The following is a 20,061-nucleotide window of genomic DNA, read 5'->3' as shown; positions in this document are numbered from 1 at the left end:
GACGAGGAATTTCCCATGAAAATCGTGCAGAATGTTTACGTGATCTTCGGTTTTCTCTTGGCCGTATTGATGTCCACTTGCAGTGTCAAGCGGAAAGGACAATGCTACTCATGCTTTGATTCCCTCGCCAATGTACAGCAGGTCTATCTCGATTCGAGTCAGGCCACATTCAACCTGGATGTGACGCTCAACCCGGAGAGTCAATTCAAGATCGTCCTTGCCAAGAGCAGGGATCTCATTGATTCCGTTGAAAAAGCCAATATTGCAGCCACATCCGATGACGTCCAAATCGTGAGTGACTGGAGCCCACGCGTATCCCTGGCATTCCTGCAGGGGCTCGTTCCCGATCAAAGTTATGCCTTGGCCTTGCTTGAACAGAACAAGTTTGAACGCATTCGCATCATGGAGATCAAAGAGTTTTCCACTCAGTCCGCCGCTTCGCCAATGACCGGCGGGGTACCCAAAGTCCTGCAGGTGAAGAAAGAAGAAGCCACCATAGCCTTTCCCAGTGCTCTCGACGATACGACGAAATCCGCAGAAATGGATTATCTGGTCGCTGTTTGGAACAAGGACTTCGGTTATCCCACTAAAGAGCAGATCCTCGAAAAAGCCTCGGGTATCTCGATCGTGCAGGACTGGACGCAAGCAACGGATCAGGACATTCAAGAGGTGCGAATCAGTGGTCTCTCTGTCGAGACAGACTATGTTATCGGGATTGTCGCGCGAGATAGCGATGGTAACACGACTCTCCTGCCCTTGCGTTCCCTACGAACGCTCGATGAATCAGCGCCTGATGCCGATGCCATCTCTTTAAGCAGCTCCAGTGGATCCTCGGTTACCATCACCTGGCCTCAAGCCCAGGACCAGGAAACGCCTGCCGATCGCCTGGAGTACAAAGTTTTGCTGGCCAGTTCCCAGTCCAGCCTGCAAGACCCGACAGTTATGAATTCTACCGACAGCAACTCGCTGGAGCCCAGAGTTCTGCAGGAATGGACACCAAATCTGCTTCAGTATGAAGCGACAGGTTTGGCTACAGGTAGAAGGTATTATTTCGCTGTCCTCGTCCGCGATCTTGGGAAAAATTTGGCTTCTTACCGAACACAGTCTGCCGTTTTAGTTGATGAGAATGCGCCGGCTTTCAAAGAGGATGCACTTGAAATCTTCCAGATGAGTACAGGTTATAGGTACCTGGATGGCAAACAAGTCATATCGTATGGAGATGCTGGTCACAAATCGAGTATCGCCGTTGATAAAGCCACGCCTTCTGAAGAGATTGAATATCTGTCGGCCTGTTCGTCGGATGCTGCGGCTTTGACGTCACTGGAAACGATTGAAAAAAATCTTGGGAAGGTAAAACGATCAAGCTGGCAAAAGGCCGTCCGAAAAAAGACCAGCTATTCGATCACAGTGGATCGCAGGGATAGGGATCTGGAGGACTATTGTAATAGGAGCGACTATGCGGATTACTATGAGATGGGGGGCCCATACCGGACGGCTACTCCTGAGCTGCAGAATGCTCAACCCCAAACGTTTGCCAATATCTGCCGGGTTTTGCAGAGTTATGAGAATGGCAGCACCTATGAAATGTTGGGTGTCCGGACCGGCTGCCGGTATTCTGGAGTGGCGGGGGAACTCTATGGAAAAGTTTTCGCTCGCGATGCGGATGGTATGATGACCAGCCTGGGTCCTAAACTCCTAGCCTATGCCTGGGACACCGATGCTCCAAGGTTTAAGGCGGACCCCACGCTGAGCGGCGACGACACCCTGAGCTGGACAGCAGCAACAGACTATTTTACTCTTCCAGAAAAAATTGAGTACAAAGTGGTTCTTGCTACCGCGGCCGAGTCTATCGACACTCTGGAAGAAGTTGCGGCCATCACGACTTCCGCTGGTGGACTTGTCATGGATTGGACAGCAAATGTGACAAGCACTCAATTGAATATCGCCCTGACAGGATCCTCTTATACAATCGCGCTCGCCACCAGTGATGAGCTTGGCAACGTAAGGCTGGCGAAGGCTGTGAGCCTGCAAGACAACGCGCCGAGCGTGGGGACGGCGTTGACCTTTTCCGATTTTGTTTTCAATTCCTTGATCATGAGCTGGGGACCGGCGTTGGATGATAAGACGGCAGCCGCTGATCTTTATTATAAGCTTGTGCGGGCTGATGCTTCCGCTGACATTGATACGGTTGCCGAAGCCAATGCCCTGAGTGGCAGCAATGTGCTCCTCGACTGGACGAAGGCGACGACCTCGTATGAACTCACCGGATCGCAGCTTGCGGTCGGCGCTCTGGCTGTGCTTGTCCGTGATTCCGTTGGGCAGATGGCGCTTTACGAACCCGTCAGTCGCAGCCAGACAGTTGACGGATTGCAGCTTTACTTTGATCCGGGTAACACGGCCTCATACCCTGGCACAGGAACCACCTGGAAGGATCTGTCTGGTAATGCCTTCGATTCGACTCTTTATGGTGGAGTCGCTTACCTGACCAGCGACGGTGGCGTTATGGATTTTGATGGAGTTGATGATTATGTGCTGCTCGGTGACTTGAGTGCGCTTAAACCGACGGCGGCCATCTCCATTTCGCAGTGGCTGGCTCCAGACAGCTGGGCACCTGCGGGGCCTGGGGCGTACTATATAGTTTCCATCAGCTGCACCCAAGGCTCTGGCTATTCCATCAATGTACTTGAGGCGGGTAGCGTAAGGTTTCAGATTTATGCGGGCGGGACCTATAGAGCGCCTTCGACTTCCACAGCGGGATTCACGGGCTGGAAGCATGTTACAGGAACTTTCGATGGCCGTTATGCCAAACTCTATGTCAATGGCGCCCTTGCCAGCACTGTAGACGCGGGAGCAACAGTTGCTGTCAGCTATATTCAGAATGGTATTTTGATAGGGGCTGAAGCCACGAGCAATAACACGCCCCACACCGAAAACTGGTGGGCTGGCAAAATCGGTCCTACCCTGATTCGTTCCGGGGCCATGACCGCTGATGAAGTGCTGGCGGAATTCAATGCGAGTAAAGCCAGGTTTGGTCTTTAACAAAGCAGGGCCCAGGCTGGAGCCACGCTTCGAAGCGAATACCTGAAGTAAAGTCTACAACGCCCTATCTGGGGCGGGGCAAGCTGCTGATAAGAGGTCTGAAACCGACCGCTCCTTCATTCTGCCGATACCTGGGCAGTTCGTGGGCAAGTCCACCCGCGATATTTGGAGGAAAAACATTTATGAAAAGTCAAAGACTCTGGATTGTGGCCTTCGGCTTTTGGTACTGGTTCTGGCCTGCAGCAGATCTTGATGATGGAACCTTGCCCTTGCCGCTGGAATTCGCGGCAGTGCGGGTGATCGTCACATGACGCCAGCCGCGACGCAGGTTCGTAGTGCTGTCCTTGAATTGAGGCGCCGTGGCCAGCGGCGATTCATTCAAATGCCAGATGTCGGCGGAATGCACAAATCTTACGAGTGGTTAAGAGGATGATGGGCGGCCTTTAAGCAAACATCCCAGAGGTATTCCATATCCTGGGATTCACTGTGAACGCTGCCCAAAGCCAAGCGAACGAAGCGCTCTCCATTCAGCTGCGAGGGATAAACGAGGAACTTTTTCCCGTGCTCGCTCAGCTCATCAAGCCGCTGTAAAAAGCTTTCGTTTTTGCTGCTGTCGTCAGTATTCAACTGAAAACACACCAATCCCCATTCCGTCGCGACAGTCTGCTTGAAAATTCCGGATTCGTCGATCCGTTTACGGAAGCTGTCCGCCTGCGCAATGGACTGCCGCAGATAATTCTGCAGGCCTTCCAAACCAAAATAGGAGAGCACCATCCAAATCCGCAGCGATCGAAAACGCCGTCCCAAGGGAATCGACCAGTCTTTGAACTCGGGGTTATAGACCTCTTCTTCAGCGGCCTTGGCCATAAACGTGTCACCCGCTGCATAGACCGCTTTCAGCAGCTGGCGATCGCGGATATAGAGGAACGCGGAGTCAAACCCGCAAAGAAACCATTTGGAGCCATTGAAATTAAACGAAGTCGCGAGGTCCTGAATCAGGCGTGAACGCTCCTTATACTCAGGCAGAATCAGCGAGGCCCCGGCATAAGCGGCATCGACATGCACCCAGACGTTTTCCGTTTCGCGCAGGTCACGGAAAGATTCCAGATCATCCGTGCCGCTCGTATTCGTGGAACCATAATTCAAAATCACGGCGCAGGGCGTCAAGCCACGCGCTCGATCCTGAGCCATCGCCGCCTTCACATCATCGGCCGTGATCCCATAATTCCCATGCGCAAGTTTTCGTGCTGGAATTTTATGAAGCCGCATCCCGGCCACACGCACGGCTTTGGGGCCGGAGAAGTGCGTTTGATCCGACATGTAAACGACCAGGGACGAGGAATCCTGCCAGTAGAGTTCTTCAGGCGAAAGTTCGCCATGATCCTTGCGATGCTGATGCACCCGCGCGGCCACCATGATTACGGCCATCGCTTCCCCTGCCGTATTTTGGATGATGCCGCCGCCTTCCTTCGATTGATGCAGAAAGGGTGAATCCGCGGGCGCATGCAGCATGCGCATGATCCAGTCCATGACCACGCATTCCAGTTCCGTGGCCGCGGGATTCGCGCTCCACTGCAGCCCCACCGATCCCAGGAAGGCGATGAGGAGTTCGCTCAGTATAGCCGGTATGGATGTGGTTGCCGGATAGTACGCAAAAAAGCGAGGATGCTGCCAGTGAGTGATCGCGGGAAGAAGATGTCCCTTCACTATCTCCAGCAGTTCGTCCATTGTTCGGGGAACCACGGGCGCTTCGGTGGGAAAGGCGGCGGCGACGGCGCCCGGTTTCAGATCAGGCTTGACCGGGCTTTGTCTCAATTCGTGCAGATGAGCCATGCTCAGATCAAGAACAAGCTTGAGCTCGCGCTGGAGCGTTTCAGGGTCCAAATGAAAAGAGGAGACGGCGGTCGTATTCATGGAATTAAAGGTCCTTCCTGGCAGAGGTCACCTGCGTCTGATATTCTGGGTAACTCTGTGCGCATCCTATGCTAAAATCCCTGGCAGGTCGCGAAATTTCTGGGCGGACATGATGCTGAAGTTCCTGTACTTGAATCCGTTGAAGCTGGGTTTTTTTCTGACACTCGGAACCAGTTTTGCCATCGTGCTCAGCGCGAGTCATCAGCTTATTCCCGAGATGAAATCCTGGCATCTCGAACCAGGACTTCTGGTCAGCCTTGGACTAAGCCTGATCGCCTTCCTGTTTTTTATTGATGCACGGAAGGCCCAGTGGGTCATGGGCTTGGGCCTCGTTACGGCCACGGTCGTATCCCTTTTCTATCTGTATATGATGCCGGCCCGCGCCTACTTCATCCTGTGCCTCCTCATGCTCAGCGCCTATCTCTTGCCGGGCGTCGTTACCCGGGAGCGATGGCGACCGGAGGTGTTTCGGCATGATCTTCTGAAAAGCATGCTGCTGATGACCGGCTTCAACTGGATTCTGGTCCAGCTCTTCCGTGTCACGGACGATAGCACAGCCCAGGCCTGGCTGGTCTTTTCCACCTGGCTCTGTCTGATCTTTTCATTCCTGGATCGGTATTACACTGGACAGGCCTGGAAGCGCGGAAGCCTTTGGATCGCAGCCGGGGTGCTGGCGCTGGGTTTTGCGCCGATCTTTTTAGGTCAAAGCTATCTGGTGGCCGCCAGTCGCCTGAGCGTGCTGGGTCTGATCGCCTGCGCTCCGACCTTTCGCTTTCGCAATGGGGTGCGGCAGCGTATGACCTCCATTGTGGAAGGACTCTTCTTCCATCCTGAAGGTGTGGTCATCACCTTTTTCATCTGGTTCTGTTTGATCGGGACATTTTTGCTGGCTGTCCCTTTCCGAGGGGTGGAGGCCGGCGGGATCGCCCTCATAGATGCCGCCTTTACCGCGGTCAGTGCAGTCTGTGTGACTGGTTTAGCGACTTTGGATGTGGTGAAGGATTTTAAAATCGCCGATCAGATCATTATTATGATCCTGATCCAGGTCGGTGGTCTTGGGATCATGACTCTTTCCTCTTTGGCCCTTTTCCTGATGGGACAGCGCATGAGCCTGGCCCAGGAAACCACGCTTTTTGGAGCGATCGGTCAAAAGAAATTAAAAACCGAGGTGCGCCACACGCTGGCACGGGTTCTGATCTTTACGCTCCTGGTCGAGGCGGCCGGAGCCTTCGTCCTGACTCTGGCCTTTGCCAAGGGTGGTGAATCCTGGGGCATGGCAGCCTGGAAGGGCATCTTTGCAGCCATCTCCGGTTTTTGTAACGCCGGTTTTGCGCTCGAAAGCACCAACCTCATACCCTGGAACCAAAATCCCTTGGTCCTGCATACCGTGGCTGCGCTGATTATCATCGGCGGTCTGTCGCCGGCTTTTGTGATGGCCATGCCGCGCATGGGTCGCGAGGGCCCCGTTCCTATTCAATATAAACTGGTCTTGATTGCCACCGTGTCTCTTTTATTCGGTGGCACCGCCATCCTCCTGGCTTTGGAATGGAATGCCAGCCTGAAGGATTTATCCCTTGTGGATAAGCTGCATAATGCCTGGTTTCAATCGGTCACGACCCGGACCGCCGGCTTCAATTCCGTGGATATGACAACGCTCACCAAGCCCTCCATTTATGTCATGATGCTTTTGATGTTCGTCGGCGGCAGCCCAGGCGGTACCGCCGGTGGTATCAAAACCACGACCTTCATGGTTTTGATTTTTACCGCAGCCAATATCATCCGCGGCCGGATGGAGGTTCAGATGTTTGGCCGTCACCTGAAACATACAACAGTTTATCGGGCTTTCACGGTCACGCTTCTGGCCATGGGTGTGGCTACGGTTGCCTTCCTGCTTCTCATCCTGTCGCAGCCGATCGACAGCGAGAAATTACTCTTTGAAGTGATCTCCGCCCTCGGCACCGTGGGACTTTCGCTTGGCATTACCCCGCAGCTGGATGCCTTCGGTAAAGCGGTAATTATGGCTTGTATGTTCATGGGCCGGGTGGGCGCTCTTTCAATTTTTATCTTTATGCTGGAGCAGCCGGTACGGAAGCGTTGGACTCTGCCCAGCGAAGACGTGGTGGTCAGCTAAGCATTTCCTTGGAAGGATGTGGAGTTTCTATGAGAAAGCAGATCATGGTCATCGGACTGGGACAGTTCGGAATGGGTTTGATCAAAACCCTGGCCAAAAAAAATGCTGAAGTGATTGCGCTGGATGTCGATCAGAAGAAGGTGCAGATGGCTTCCGCCTATGCGGCCCAGGTGCTCTGCTGCGATGCGACCGACGAGGACATGCTGCGGCAGCTGAACCCCGCGTCGCGTGACGTCTGCATCTGCGCGACAGGGGATCAGTCCAAGGAAGCTGCGATCATCTGCACGGCGCTTTTAAAGCAGATGGGCGCGCGGCGGGTTATTGCCAGGGCGAATGATGAACTCCACGCAAGGATTTTGAGCCTGGTCGGTGCGGATGAGGTGATCAATCCCGAATGGGCCTTTGGCGAGCGTTTCGCCAACCGGGTGATCAACGAAGCCATTCTGGAGGAAATGTCCCTGGGATCGGATCTGGTGGTCACGGAATTCAAAACGCCGGGTGCTTTTGCCAATAAATCCCTTTTGGACCTGAATCTGCGCCGCCGCTACGAAATGACAGTCGTAGCGATTCGCGCCGCTCAGAGCGGGCAAGTGAAGCTGGCGCAGCCTGAGGAAGTCCTGCATCGTGATGATATCCTGGTCGTCGTATCGACGATCGGCAGTGTTTCGCGTCTTCTGGATGAAACGAAGGAGCCACGCTAATGTTTGTTTTCGAGCGGCGCTTTCATCGAGGCATGCTCTCTCTTCTCATCATACAGGTCATTCTGAGTTTTTTTACCGTGTATCTTTTGGAACGCATGGCCAATGACGAAACGCGGATTCCGATTGATGTCGATCTGGGCCTGAGGCGCAGTCTGAATGCCCTGACAGTTTCTTTGCAGAACCCCGATCCCGATTTTGCGACCTGGAATCTGGCCTGGAGTCAGGCGCTCACGGAGACCGGCCATCAGCTTCAGAATGCGAAACATCCGGTCACGCTCTTTTTGCCGCTCTCCAAACTCGATAGCCGCACCTTGCACCAGGACGCCGCGCTGCGAGCCGAAACGGAGAAGACAATCCTGGCCTTGGCCCAGTCTTATGAAACGCATTGGGCCCAGACCCTGAAAACCTTTCGCCTGACGGCGGTGGGGGGCGCCTGGTCAGTGACGCTGCTTTCTTTGATCGGATTTGTCAGTCTTGCTTACATTCACAGTCAGATTCGGCGATTTCTGCTTTTTCCCTTGCGGGAGATTTGTCAATGTCTGCTTGACTGGAAGCGTGGCAATCGTTTGCGTCGCTGCTCGGTGTCCGGCATCGATCCGAAAGTGCAGCGATCCATGGATGTCATCAATAGGGTCCTCGACGAATATCGACCGCTCAAGGTCATGAACCCCATTGAACGCAGGCATGACGAGGATGATCGTTAGTCCGCTTACGGCCGTCGCTCAGAGCAACCGCATAGTAAATTATGGGTAGCCGATCTGCCTGAAGCCAAAGGTCTTCATAGAGTTTTCAATCGCTATCACGAATTCCCTACATGTCTTTGGCTTCTCAAAGTTCCCAAGAGTCGATGTTACGAAAGCAAACAGCGACTCGCAAAAAAGGCTGAAATCGAGGGTGGGTGCTTCCGAGAAGGCGTTTGGCCCGCTGGCCTTGACGAAAACCGGGAAGGCCGCTTTGTGAATTTCTCTTGTCCATGGATGCGAAGATGAAGAATAGCATCCGCGCCCTTCCCCCACGAAGCTCTGGACTCGCTATGGTTTGCGAGGCCAATTGCCACCGGGATGGATCTCCATGCGTCCACGCTTTAACCCATCGCAGAGCCTCTTCTGAAGCTTAAGCCTGAAACTGCAGAAGGGGCCGCGCTTTTCGCTTGTGAAGCTGCAGAAAGCAAAGCAGGATTCCTTTCCACGCTTTAAAAAAATTTAACAGCTTCAATCTTTCCACTCTCTCTTTCATGGAAATCCCCATGCGGCGTCGATTCCATGAATGGAAATGCAATCACCGCTGTACTATCCCCGCTACAGACAGTTCGCTGTTTTTCTCGCTTCATAAACCGTTCAAGCCGTTTCTCATGCCTTCCTCATTTTGGAACGACTTCTGCAAATGGGGTCCTGTCAGTTCAATCGAGCCCGAAGGCTCCCGAAAACGTTATGTAGATAGGATACACCATGCATTGTTGTCAGAAGTTAGCGCTTATTCTGCCTTTGCTGATTACCGTAGCTTGCCAGGAAGAAAAACAGAAAACTGAATACCGTTACATAGATTCTCAGGGCAACCTGGTGGAGAATCCTGGATGCCAGGCTGATTTACAAACTCTCTGCAATGACGTTCAATCCCAAATAGATGCGAAACAGGAAGAAATCAAAAAGCTCGCCGAGGCGGGTGATAACGTCGCCCTTTACAAAGCCCAGCTTGACCTGAATGAATTGATGGAAATCCGTTCGGCTTATCAGAAGGGCACGAGCGATGTCACCGCAATCAAGGATCGCTATTCGTCCTTGCGCCAGCTGCTGGCGGCCAATGACGGTGACGCGACGGTGTTGGGTGCGCTGACCTATCCCAAAGAGGAAGTGGCCGCGGTGCGCGAAGTCTTCGACGCTTTGGGTGAACTGACGATTGATCCGGCAAATATCGCGACGGTGGCGAATGATAAAAACAAAACCATTATCTATAGCTCGCAGGAAAACGGCACCCCATGGGCGGCCTACTGGTATCCGCGTCGCAACAAGAGCATGTTTGAAGCCGGCGACTCTCCATTGCGGAAACTGGATCAGTGGTTGAACAGCCAAGGCAAGGGCAGCAAGATCGTCGAATGGGAAGAGAATAGCTTCGATGGCGCCGCTGCGGAATGGGAAGGCCTTTGCGATGCCTGGGCCATGGCCGCGATCACGACGCCCGAGCCGCAGAAGGATGTGAACATTGATGGCGTCAACTTCACGCCGAGCGATCTGAAAGCTCTGACAATCAAGTATTATGAAGGCTATAAGCCCAAAATCTACGGCCGCCGCTATCAGGGTCTCGCCGCCACCGATGGGCTGATTCAGGATCTGCGCCCCGAAGCGTTCCATCGCATCGTGGAAGAATATCTGGGCAAGCAGAAAAAACCCATCGTCATCGACGAGGATCCAGGTCCCGAGATCTGGTCGAAGCCCGTCTTCCGCATGGCCGTGAACATCATGAAAGATCCGAACAGGCCCCAGGCCCTTGTCGTGAAAGCCTTCCCCTGGATGACCCGGCAGCGCGCCAGCGTCGATAACTCGGCGACCAGCCTTGCTTCTGACCTTGCGGCTCCGACTTATGAATATCGTCTTTATTACGAGGCCAAGCCCGATGCCAACGGTCGGCTGAAGATCATCGCGGGCGAGTGGATCGGTCCAAGCCTGAACTTCCATCCTGATATGGTGTTCCTGCCTCAAGGCAAGGACAACAAGGATCAGTACAATCCCGAGTTCAAAAAATACAATAGCGACATCCGAAAACTTCTGGAAAAGGCAGGGATGTTCTAACCCTGACCGTCCAGCTGTTTAGTATAACACCATCTTTGCATAAGGATTACTTCGATGAAAACATTCTCCATGTCTGTCCTGGCGCTCAGTTTCGCAGTTTCTGCATCGGCTTTTGCAGCTCAAGGCGGCAGCCAATCTTCGATGAACCTCGAAGGTCTGAAAAACAAGTGTACTGAGCTTTCAGCCAACGAGCAGCTGAAACCTTTCAAAGCTGTCGTGACCTGTAAGCAAGTGACCACCGAATGGCGCCCAGCTGCTGAAGCGCCAAGCGTAGAAGTGCAGAACACCAAGCAAATCGGCGCTTCATTCAGCCTGAAAGGTTACGCAGTACCCTTCCAAGCTGAAGACGTGGAAGTAGGTCCAGCCACCGCCGCTTGTACTGTGTTGGAGCAATATAAATTGACTGTTCCAGCTGTTGACATCGAACTGGATTGCGCAGGCCTTCAGGCCGTTCAGAAATTGGCTGACCTCTGCGGTCCAGTCATCGACGAGCGTCTGACCGCTGACCCCAGCATCCAAATCGAAGAGAAAACTGGCGCAACATTCAACAGCTGCAATCCTAACTCTCAGGTCCAATAATCTGTTCCGCTTCTGACTCCATTCCAGGGAGGGGGTTCAAAGTCCGATGGAAGGATTTTGAACTTCCCTTCCTATTACCTTGTGGGGGAATGGAGTCCCCAGGAAGTTCGTATGGGGCATGGCCGAAGGCGCTTTGCCGAAGGCGCTTCGCCGTCGGAATTCATCGGTCATACCGCAACCATGTCATCTTGAAATTTTGTAGGGATTACATCGTTTTGAGGACGGATCGAGGAAGAGAAGAGGATTCAGCTCATGAGCGAGCTGAACAGAGCGCCAGCGGCCAGACGGGACAGGAGGTCCTGGGCCCATTTGCTGGTCTTACGGGATTTTTCTTTTTTCATACCAATAACCTTTCTTGTAAGCCCGACCATTCGGGCATTTCACAGGACGATGGTAACGCTTCTTTATTGCGTTTGAAAAGTCACAAAAATTCGCTAACTGGCTATCCACCGCCTGTTTGCGGGTTTATCCCGGGGCTGTCAGCTGGGCCAAGTCTGTTAAATTTCTTGATATCTTCCTCTGCTGTCCCTTAGTCTAGGGATGGAAACACCGTCCTCAGGCGAATTATCGCCGCCTGCACAAAGGAGCTTTGCCATCATGTCTGAAGCAGTCTCGGGTCTGGAACCCGCACTCCTCTGGAAGCACTTCGCCGCCATATCCTCGATACCGCGCCCGTCCAAAAGCGAGGCGGCCGTTGCCCGTTATGTCATAGAAACCGCTCAACGCACGGGCTGCAGCGTCGATCGGGATGCCATTGGCAATCTCCTCATTCGAAAACCAGCGTCTCCAGGGCGTGAAGGCGCGCCTTCGATTTGCCTGCAGGGGCATCTCGATATGGTCTGTGAAAAGAATGCGGAGACGGCTCACGACTTCAATAAGGACCCCATTCGCCTGCAACGGAACGGGGGCCACATCAAAGCCACGGGCACCACGCTGGGCGCCGATAACGGCATCGCTGTCGCCACCAGTCTCGCGCTCATGGAGGACGAAAAAGTCCAGCATGGTCCTTTGGAATTCCTGCTGACCATTGATGAGGAAACCGGTCTGACGGGTGCCAAGCTTTTGGATCCGAATCTGATTTCCTCGCGCATCCTTTTGAATCTGGATAGCGAAGAGGAAGGCGCTCTCTACGTCGGCTGCTCGGGTGGCCGCGATACCAATGGCAGCTGGAAACTCGCCTGGGAGAAAGCCCCGGCGCGCAGTCACATCGTGCGCATCAGCGTCAAAGGTCTGAAAGGCGGACACTCGGGTCTTGATATCGACAAACAGCGCGGCAATGCCATCAAGATCGCAGCGCGGGCCGCGGTGCTTTTGACAGCACGCGGGGCGCGGGTTTCCGCTTTCAACGGCGGGAATAAACGCAACGCCATACCCCGTGAGGCTGATGTCACGCTTTATCTGCCGCAGGTGCAGTGGGATGAATCGGTCCAGCTGATGGAGCGTTTCCAGGAGGTCATCCAGGCCGAACTTCAGGCGTCTGATCCTGGCGTGAAGATATCCATAGCCCAGGTCAAGACCCGGCGCGGGAAAGTTTGGGCCCGCGCGCTGCAGAACAAGATCCTCGCCACCGTCGCGGCCATTCCGCACGGTGTGACGAAGATGAGTGCCGACATTCCGGGCCTCGTGCAAACATCGAGTAACCTGGGTGTGATTCGCAGCACGAAAAATGAAGTGGTGATCTCGACCAGTCAACGCAGTTCCGTCGCTTCGGAAATGGCCGATGTCGCCTACACCGCGGCGGCCTGTTTGCAGCTGGGCGGAGCGAAAGTGGATGCAGGCGTCGGTTATCCGGGTTGGAAACCCAATCTGGAATCACCCGTGCTGAAGCTGGCCCAGGCCACGTTCAAGGAACTTTATCGTCGCGATCCGGCTGTGAAGGCGATTCATGCTGGTCTGGAATGCGGGATCATAGGCGAGAAAATTCCGGGGATTGATATGGTTTCCTTTGGGCCGACCATCGAAAACGCTCACTCCCCGGATGAAAGTGTGGAAATTGCGAGTGTGGATCATTTCTACCAGTACCTTCTGCGCATGCTGGATAGGCTGTCGGCGTCGGCGTAAGCCTTCTGCGCAGCCGAAGGCCGTCTATCGGCGTCCGCCTCACACGGCGTTCGCCTCTGTCGGCATGCAGCCGAAGGTTCTCTCCCAAGAAAGAAAAAGGGCAGGTCGGCCTGCCCTTGATCTTATTCCATCATTTTCTTTCGGATATAATTGCCGGATTCCGTCAGATCATTCGTGGTCCAGCCGCCTTTAGGATTGGCACCCGGCTTCAAAGCCGAAGCGCTTTCATTCTTGTCAAACAGCGACCAGTTCGCCCAGCTCAGCTTATGCTGATCCATGAAGGCCATCCAGCGATCCGCTTCCGCGAGGTCGATGTTGCCGTTACCCGAAGCGTCGCAGACACCAAATTCCGTGACGAAAAGGGCAATACCCTTGTTCAAAGCATAGGTAGCCTTATCACGAAGGTCCTGGCGGTGCGTCCCGGAATAGAAGTGAAGGGTATAGGCCACATTCTTATCCTGAACCGGATTATCCGCAGCCAGGTCCACACGCTGCGACCAGGAAGGGCTGCCGACGATCACAAGGTTCTGAGCGCCTTTCGCGCGGATCGCTTTGGTCACCGTCTCAGCATAGGCCTTGACCTGCTCCCAGCTGTCGTCCAGCGGCTCGTTGTAAATCTCAAAAATCACATGGGGATTGTTCGCGTAAAGACCGGCCATCTCGCTGAAAAACTCCACAGCCTTGGCCGTGTTGCGCGTGGCGTGATGATCATGCCAGTCGATGATCACATAGATGCCTTCTTTCATCGCAGCGTTGACGATGGTTTTCACCCGGTCTTTCTCGGCATTGGGCTGGGTCAAATAACCACCATCTTCCACACCCATGGCGGCCCGAATCAGCGTGGCCTTCCAGTCTTTCTTAATGAAGGTCACGGCATCGGAATTCCAGAAATTCCCTGACCAGTGACTCCAGAAAAGACTCATTCCTTTCAGCTGAATGGGCTTCTTATCCTTATCCACGATCTTATTCCCGGAAACGCTCAGCATGCCGTGCTGGGCCACGAACGACCCCGAGGTAACCGGAGGCGCGGGCGTGTTCGGCGTTGGCGTTTCTGGAGTCTTGCCACCAGGAATGGCGAGTTCGGGTTTCACGATGACATCCGCGCCGTCACCGACAACGGTGCCAATCGGCGTTGAGCCGCCGATGGAACAGACTTGGACCGTTACGGAATAAGTCGGCACGCGAATGTTATGCTCCTTGGCTCTATCATTGGGGCAGGATTCATAGATCGCTTTGCCCTGAGCATCCTTATAAGTCAGGAGCAGTTTATAGTCACCATAAAGCACCTTGGTCTTGGCAACAATGGTTTGACCTGCAACTTTCTGGTAGCTGCTTTGCACGGTTTCCGGGGACGGGCGCAGGCGTTCGAGTTTGAAATCGAAGCTGCCCCAACCACCCTTGTCGAGTTCGACGACCTTCACATCAGAGAGAGTCGAGGAGTTGGAACGATCCAATTCGGGACGGGTCATCTTACAGTTGGTCAGGAGGAGGCTGCTGAACGCAAGCACAGGCAAAATTCGAGAGGTCTTCATGTGTGTCTCCGCAGTCAGGGCAACAATGGGGTCTCAGCTCAGAACAGGTGCCTGACCTCGGGGATGAGGTCAGAACTTGCTCACCTTACCAATGCGACTGACTGCGGGGTTGATTGAAACATCGGAAAAACAAGTTTATCAGCGTGAAATCTTTATACATAGTCCGTTTGAAAGAGGCGCTCAGCGAGCGCGGCACACCCGGGCTTCGGGATAGACAAGGCCCTCTTCACAGCTATAACCCTTCGGACAATGCTCATCCGCTTCACAGTAACAGGCCTGATCCACAACGCAATTCTTCGCGGCGGCCGTGGGGCTGACGCGCCCATTGATCCGGGAATAGAAATCGTTCATGAAGATGCCGCCTGGATCCTGCGTCTCGCGATAGGCTTCGAACTCAGCGAAACGCGGATACTGGTCCCGGATGTTTTCGAACATCGGATGCTGGTTCTTGCCCCAATGCGGTCTTCCGCTGTATTCGCGAAGCAGGAGCTGCTCCAGCTCCTGAATCACCTCAAAATCTCTGGGATAACGATTGCCCCAGGGATTACGGACATATTCCATCCCGATGTAGACCGTTTCCCTTCCGCTCGCCATGCCGAGCGCCCCGCGCGATCCATGACCAAAGCGGAAGTAGATGCCGTTGAGCGGCATGCAGGCCCCCGTTTGATGGAAAAGTTCCTGAGCTCTCTGAATGAAGCCCGGCAGATCCTTGAGGTCGATCGCAATTTCCTCCAAAGCATAAGGCAGAGCATTGAAAGGGCAGCGGTCGCGGCAAACGAAGTTGATCATCTCATGCGCCCAGCCTACCGCCGGTTCCAAAGGTTTGCCGAACTCCTCGCCGAAATAACTCTTGGCTTTCATTTCAAAACGCTGCTTTTCCACAAAGCAGGTGGCGGCGCGCGAAGGCCCGACGTGCGAGGCTTTAAAAATAAGGGGCATGAGGGCCCTTTGCCACCAGGCGGCTTCAGGCTGACCGTTGTGGGCGGTGCCGGGGGTTTCATTCGGGACCTTGTCGAAGGCGGTCACCGTATATTTCTTCTGCCCCGGAAACCAGGTGACGTTGGTTCCATAATGAGCGCCAGCCAGCTCCTGAATATCCTGGGCAAGGTTGGCTTCATCATGGGCGCTGACCTTGGCCTGAACTTTGAAGGACGGCTGCAGCTGCAGGGTGACTTCGGTCAGGATTCCAAGGACACCGAGGTTAGTGGCGTAAAAATCCAGCTCATCACCGTTGATTGTTTGAACCTCACCCAGGCCGTTCACGACAGTCACCGACCGCAGGTAGTCCTGAATCGAGGACGAGGGTTCGTGCAGGGTCGAACCGTGGGTTCCGTTGCCGAGCATCCCGCCGAGGGTGGGCTCTGCATATTCCTGGACGGCCGAAAGTATCAGCCCCCAATCCTTATGCATTTTCTGATTGAAATCCCAGAGCTTGATCCCGGGCTGGACGGTGACCAGCATCGTATCCGGATCCACGCGCACGATCTGATTCAGGCCTCCTGTGTCGATCTGCAGGCCGCCGTCGCCAACGCAGGAATTATTATTGGAACCCTGCCAGCCTTTGGCCGCGGCCTTGATCGAAAGACCCTCGGCCCTCGCTTTTCGAACCGCCGCCTGGACATCGGCCGTGCTGGAGACGGTCACGATTTCGCGAGCCGGGCAGGTGACGGTGGCATCCATATTGGTGAAAAGATTTTTCGCCTTGGAATAAAGAGCGGGACTGAGGGCGGCCAATGCAAAGGCAGTGGCGAGCCCCACGGGCATGAGTCGACGCATGATGATCCTCATATTTTGGTCAAAGCTGACAATAATTTAGACCTTTAACAAAGCATTGCAACGCCAATGGGCTCGATTTAAGAATTGCTCAGGTCCCTATCCATCCAGGGCACGACGTAAAAATCTCCGCTCGAACCGGCTAGCGGACTTTGGTAGCAGGACTTTGTGAGATGCCTCAGACCTAGGTCCTAGGATGCGCGAATACGCTCGCGCACAAGGGGGCCGCCTGAATCCTTCCCGAGACTTAGCGTTTGGCCCTGATCTTGCTTACTGCAAACCATCGTTTTTATGTGACTTTCGCTGAATAAAGACCCGATCCGGGGCCTCAAGTTTTTTTACACACAGAGCGGTTTTTGAGAGTTTTTGGAGGACGATCCCTTGGCACGAATTTCTGGTTTCATCATTCTTCTGTGTCTTTTGTTAGGCTGCGGAACCGATGAACCGTCCGCGACAAGAGTCATGAAAAACATGGAGAGCGCCAATGCCAGTGCAGTCACGAAAAAGGTTTTGGTGGGTTGGAATGAGCCCATCTCGTCCGCAAAATTTGGGCTCGCACCCAACCCCAGCATCGACGGCAAAACGCTGGCGGAAGTTATTTCCAGTCAGAAGGCGGGAAGGGATGATGGGCAGCTATGCAGCGCCTGTCACAATCAGAATGATGCCCAAGGTGGTTATGGCGTCCCGGTCGCCAAGAATGGCGCCAGCCCCAATTTAAAACCGACGGATATGGTTTACAACAAGACCTGGGTTGGACCGGGCGGCTGGGCCGAGCGCTTCGTCAAGAACAGCACCAAGCCCGCGAACGTGAAGGCGGTGGTGCAGGCCTGGATTGATAATAATTATAAGTAAAGCTCACACACCCGTGAATCGAATCAACATTAAATAATAATCCCGTGTCATCGGCCAGGCGAGGACCACGGGCATATAAAAGGCGCTGACCGCGAGGAAGAGGGACGCATAGCCCACCGCCAGCGCCTTCAGGCTCACCTTCCGGGAGAGAATATCGAGCATGCGGATGACGGCCAGGATGATGATCGGCAGCACCAGCAGCATGTAATATAAAAAGCCCTGGCGTTCCATCAGGACAAGGTGGAAAGGCAGATAGCAGCATGCGAACCAGCCGAGGATGAAGATATCCTGGAGCTGCCTCGTCTTCCGATAGTTGAAAAAAACAAGGCCGAGCGCAGGCAGCGCGGAAAAGATCAGAAGAGGATTCAAAAGTCCCACCAGCCCGACCGTCATCTGTCCCGGCAGCTGCTTGAAGTAGTACCAGATGTTGCGGCTGTTGCCGAGCATGGAGAAGGCCGTGGCTCCATAGGGATGCTGAGCGAGTTTTCCCGTGGTGACCGCGTTGGCGGCGATGTGAAATTCCAGCCATTCGCCGTAGGAAAAGCCGTGCGCGGCATAGTAAATAAACCAAAGATGATAAAGACCGAGCGATATCAAGCCCACAAGGACAAGGGTCTGGAACCTTTTGCCCAGGCTGCCGCGCCCCAGAGCGAGCAGACACCAGCAGAACCCGAGTATCGCAAAGGCGAAAACCCATTTGCTGGAAAGGCCTGCCGTTATCCAGACAGCGGAGCTGATACGGGTGGTCCAGTTCCCCGGATCCTGAATGAGCTGCCAGCTGCTAAGCAAAAGACCGATCAGTGCGGTCATCAGAAAGATATCGAGCATAGCCAGTCGGGAATGCAGCATGGACATGCTGTCAAAGCCCAGAAAAAGCAGGGCCAGGAGCACGGGTATCGGTTTTCCAAAGAAGCGCAGAGCGAGGAAGGCCATCAGGATCAGGCTCGCACTACCGGCCAGGGCCGGAAAAAAGCGGGCGCCCCAGTAGGGGTCTTCAAACATTCGCAGTCCAAAGACGATCAGGAATTTCGCGAGGAGGGGGTGCTCGAAGTTGGGGGCTGGGGCTTTGCCTATCAAAGGATGCGAGGCCCAAAGGCCCATGCCAGGGTGCTCCTTGAGTCCGACCAGCACTTCGGCAGCCGGCACATAATGCGCCTCGTCGAAGATCGCTTCCTTGATGGAACCAAGCCCGACCCAGCGGAGCGTGAGGGCTGTGATAAGAATGATTGCGGCCAGGATCCAGGTTTTCACGTGCGTCTTGGAATCATCTGCGAAGTTCATAGTCCCCCAAATCGCTGCCGACAGCCCAAAGTATGCCCCGCCTTATCCGGGGTCATCCTTAGAATGGAACGGTCCTGAATTTTCTTCAAGACTTTGGGAGTGACTTTCGCATTTTTAGTGAGCACGGTGGTTTCGGCCTTAGCCGCCCTTCAGTATGGCATCAATTCGACCTTGACCGGCGCCAAAACCATCCAGTCGTTGACCCAAAGCCGTGGCCAGCGTCGCCCACAAGGAACCGACCGTCCGGCCTTCACAGCTGATGACCCGCCCAGTCGTGAGACCCTGGCTGCCACCGAGCGTATAGTAGGGCAGGTTGGAATGGGTATGGCTTGCGCCGTTTTCCACCTCGGTCACGACCGCGATGATGGTGTTATCGAGCATGGTGCCTTCCCCGACGGGATCCCGCCGATCCCTGAGCATGCCGGCAAGGAATGCGACCTGCTCATTGATCAATTTTTTCTGTGCTGCGTGTATATTCATATCATTATGCGAGGCTTCATGACTCCGCATGGAGCGTTCGCCTGTGGGAATGAAGCTCTCACTCGTGTGATGCGAAATCTGCAGGGTTCCCACCCGAGAAAGTCCGCAGGCCATGGCATCCACCATGTTTTTCATCTGACCGCGGGTCTTATCAAGCAAAGTCCCGGTGTTGGACGGCGCTGTCCCGGGATTCTGACAGCTGGCGCTTCCGCCTCCACCTGTCGGGGCCTGCTTTCTTTTTTGAATTTCCAGGACGGACTGCAGATGCGTTTCGATCTTGGCCGCCTCGGTCTTATCCAACTCCTTTTTAAAACTTTCCAGGCGCGTTTTAAGGCCTTCCAGAAGGGATAAATCATCAGTGCCGCCGCTGCCTGCTGGTGGCGGTGTCATGCCGCCTCCAAAGAGCGACTGCCAGGCGCGGACGAGATCATCTTCCGCAGGCTTGGCCGTTCCGCCTTCGAAGCGCGAGATTTTTTTATCCGCGCCATCACCGATGTTGCTGTCCACTCCCAGGTGCACATGCGGAAAGAGACTGTCACGACCGAAGAGCTGCGCGAGCACCACATCGATGCTCGCCGTTCCTCCGCTGGTGCCGGTCAGCATACGCTGCACCCCTTCGGGATGGGAACCCGGTTTGGGATCGAAATAGCTCAGACCCGTATAAAGATTCAGGCTTGTTTTGAAAGGGCTCAATGGGCTGAGACTGGAATTCAGGGCATCAACCGATGCGGAATGCCATTGCTCGGGGACAACGCCATCGGGATGATAAACGAAGATGATGCGCTTGGCGAAGGATGTGCCGGCAGCTAAAGCCGATCTTTGCTGGATGATCTGGGAGATTATGCAAAAGAAGGACGCATACCCGGCATGAGCCAGGAGTTTACGGCGATCGAGTGTAGGGGCTTTGGATATCATGAGTTTCATATCGTGAT

Annotated in this window: 14 protein-coding genes; 9 read left to right on the top strand and 5 right to left on the bottom strand. The window is 54.3% G+C overall.

Features of this window, described 5'->3' with window-relative positions:
• Positions 1-15: 15 nt before the first annotated feature.
• Entirely contained in the window at positions 16-3,039 is a 3,024-nt protein-coding gene (locus VFO10_RS30990) for a LamG domain-containing protein (protein WP_325145915.1), read from the top strand.
• 182 nt (positions 3,040-3,221) lie between these two features.
• A complete protein-coding gene (locus VFO10_RS30985) occupies positions 3,222-3,350 on the top strand; it encodes a hypothetical protein (protein WP_325145914.1) in 129 nt (42 codons plus the stop codon).
• A 100-nt stretch (positions 3,351-3,450) separates the two neighbouring features.
• Here VFO10_RS30985 and VFO10_RS30980 read toward each other — a convergent pair whose 3' ends face one another.
• Positions 3,451-4,953, bottom strand: a complete 1,503-nt coding sequence (locus VFO10_RS30980; protein WP_325145913.1) for a pyridoxal-dependent decarboxylase — start codon at positions 4,951-4,953, stop codon at positions 3,451-3,453.
• A gap of 130 nt (positions 4,954-5,083) precedes the next feature.
• Here VFO10_RS30980 and VFO10_RS30975 point away from each other — a divergent pair, with 130 nt between their 5' ends.
• The 6 genes from VFO10_RS30975 (at position 5,084) to VFO10_RS30950 (ending at position 13,211) form a co-directional block, all read left to right on the top strand.
• The gene (locus tag VFO10_RS30975) at positions 5,084-7,084 is read left to right on the top strand and encodes a TrkH family potassium uptake protein (RefSeq protein WP_325145912.1); all 2,001 of its coding nucleotides are present in this window, start codon (positions 5,084-5,086) and stop codon (positions 7,082-7,084) included.
• Between the two features lie 29 nt (positions 7,085-7,113).
• Positions 7,114-7,785, top strand: coding sequence for a TrkA family potassium uptake protein (locus VFO10_RS30970; RefSeq protein ID WP_325145911.1), 672 nt, complete (start codon positions 7,114-7,116; stop codon positions 7,783-7,785).
• A complete protein-coding gene (locus VFO10_RS30965; RefSeq protein ID WP_325145910.1) occupies positions 7,785-8,489 on the top strand; it encodes a hypothetical protein in 705 nt (234 codons plus the stop codon). Before VFO10_RS30970 ends, VFO10_RS30965 begins: the two co-directional genes overlap by 1 nt.
• A gap of 744 nt (positions 8,490-9,233) precedes the next feature.
• Positions 9,234-10,571 (top strand): hypothetical protein, encoded by a 1,338-nt coding sequence (locus VFO10_RS30960; protein WP_325145909.1) that lies wholly within the window; start codon positions 9,234-9,236, stop codon positions 10,569-10,571.
• A 54-nt stretch (positions 10,572-10,625) separates the two neighbouring features.
• Positions 10,626-11,150, top strand: coding sequence for a hypothetical protein (locus VFO10_RS30955; protein WP_325145908.1), 525 nt, complete (start codon positions 10,626-10,628; stop codon positions 11,148-11,150).
• 597 nt (positions 11,151-11,747) lie between these two features.
• Positions 11,748-13,211, top strand: coding sequence for an aminoacyl-histidine dipeptidase (locus VFO10_RS30950; RefSeq protein ID WP_325145907.1), 1,464 nt, complete (start codon positions 11,748-11,750; stop codon positions 13,209-13,211).
• Positions 13,212-13,333: 122 nt separating this feature from the next.
• Here the strand turns inward: VFO10_RS30950 and VFO10_RS30945 are convergent, their stop codons facing one another.
• Together VFO10_RS30945 and VFO10_RS30940 are read right to left on the bottom strand one after the other, a co-directional pair.
• A complete protein-coding gene (locus tag VFO10_RS30945) occupies positions 13,334-14,743 on the bottom strand; it encodes a glycoside hydrolase family 5 protein (RefSeq protein WP_325145906.1) in 1,410 nt (469 codons plus the stop codon).
• 180 nt (positions 14,744-14,923) lie between these two features.
• Positions 14,924-16,519: a D-arabinono-1,4-lactone oxidase gene (locus VFO10_RS30940; RefSeq protein ID WP_325145905.1), complete on the bottom strand. Its 1,596-nt coding sequence runs from the start codon at positions 16,517-16,519 to the stop codon at positions 14,924-14,926.
• A gap of 378 nt (positions 16,520-16,897) precedes the next feature.
• Between VFO10_RS30940 and VFO10_RS30935 the strand changes: the two genes are divergently transcribed.
• Positions 16,898-17,368 carry a hypothetical protein gene (locus VFO10_RS30935; RefSeq protein ID WP_325145904.1) on the top strand — a complete coding sequence of 157 codons (471 nt, stop codon included), beginning with the start codon at positions 16,898-16,900 and terminating at the stop codon, positions 17,366-17,368.
• Positions 17,369-17,371: 3 nt separating this feature from the next.
• On the opposite strand, the gene VFO10_RS30930 is transcribed toward VFO10_RS30935, so the two are convergent.
• A complete protein-coding gene (locus VFO10_RS30930; protein WP_325145903.1) occupies positions 17,372-18,649 on the bottom strand; it encodes a phospholipid carrier-dependent glycosyltransferase in 1,278 nt (425 codons plus the stop codon).
• A 138-nt stretch (positions 18,650-18,787) separates the two neighbouring features.
• Positions 18,788-20,053, bottom strand: a complete 1,266-nt coding sequence (locus VFO10_RS30925; RefSeq protein WP_325145902.1) for a DUF1552 domain-containing protein — start codon at positions 20,051-20,053, stop codon at positions 18,788-18,790.
• Between the last annotated feature and the right edge of the window lie 8 nt (positions 20,054-20,061).

The sequence above is a fragment of the Oligoflexus sp. genome, assembly GCF_035712445.1.
Lineage (GTDB): Bacteria > Bdellovibrionota_B > Oligoflexia > Oligoflexales > Oligoflexaceae > Oligoflexus.
The sequence above is the reverse complement of the archived record's forward strand: the minus strand, read 5'-3'. Positions and strand labels throughout refer to the sequence as shown.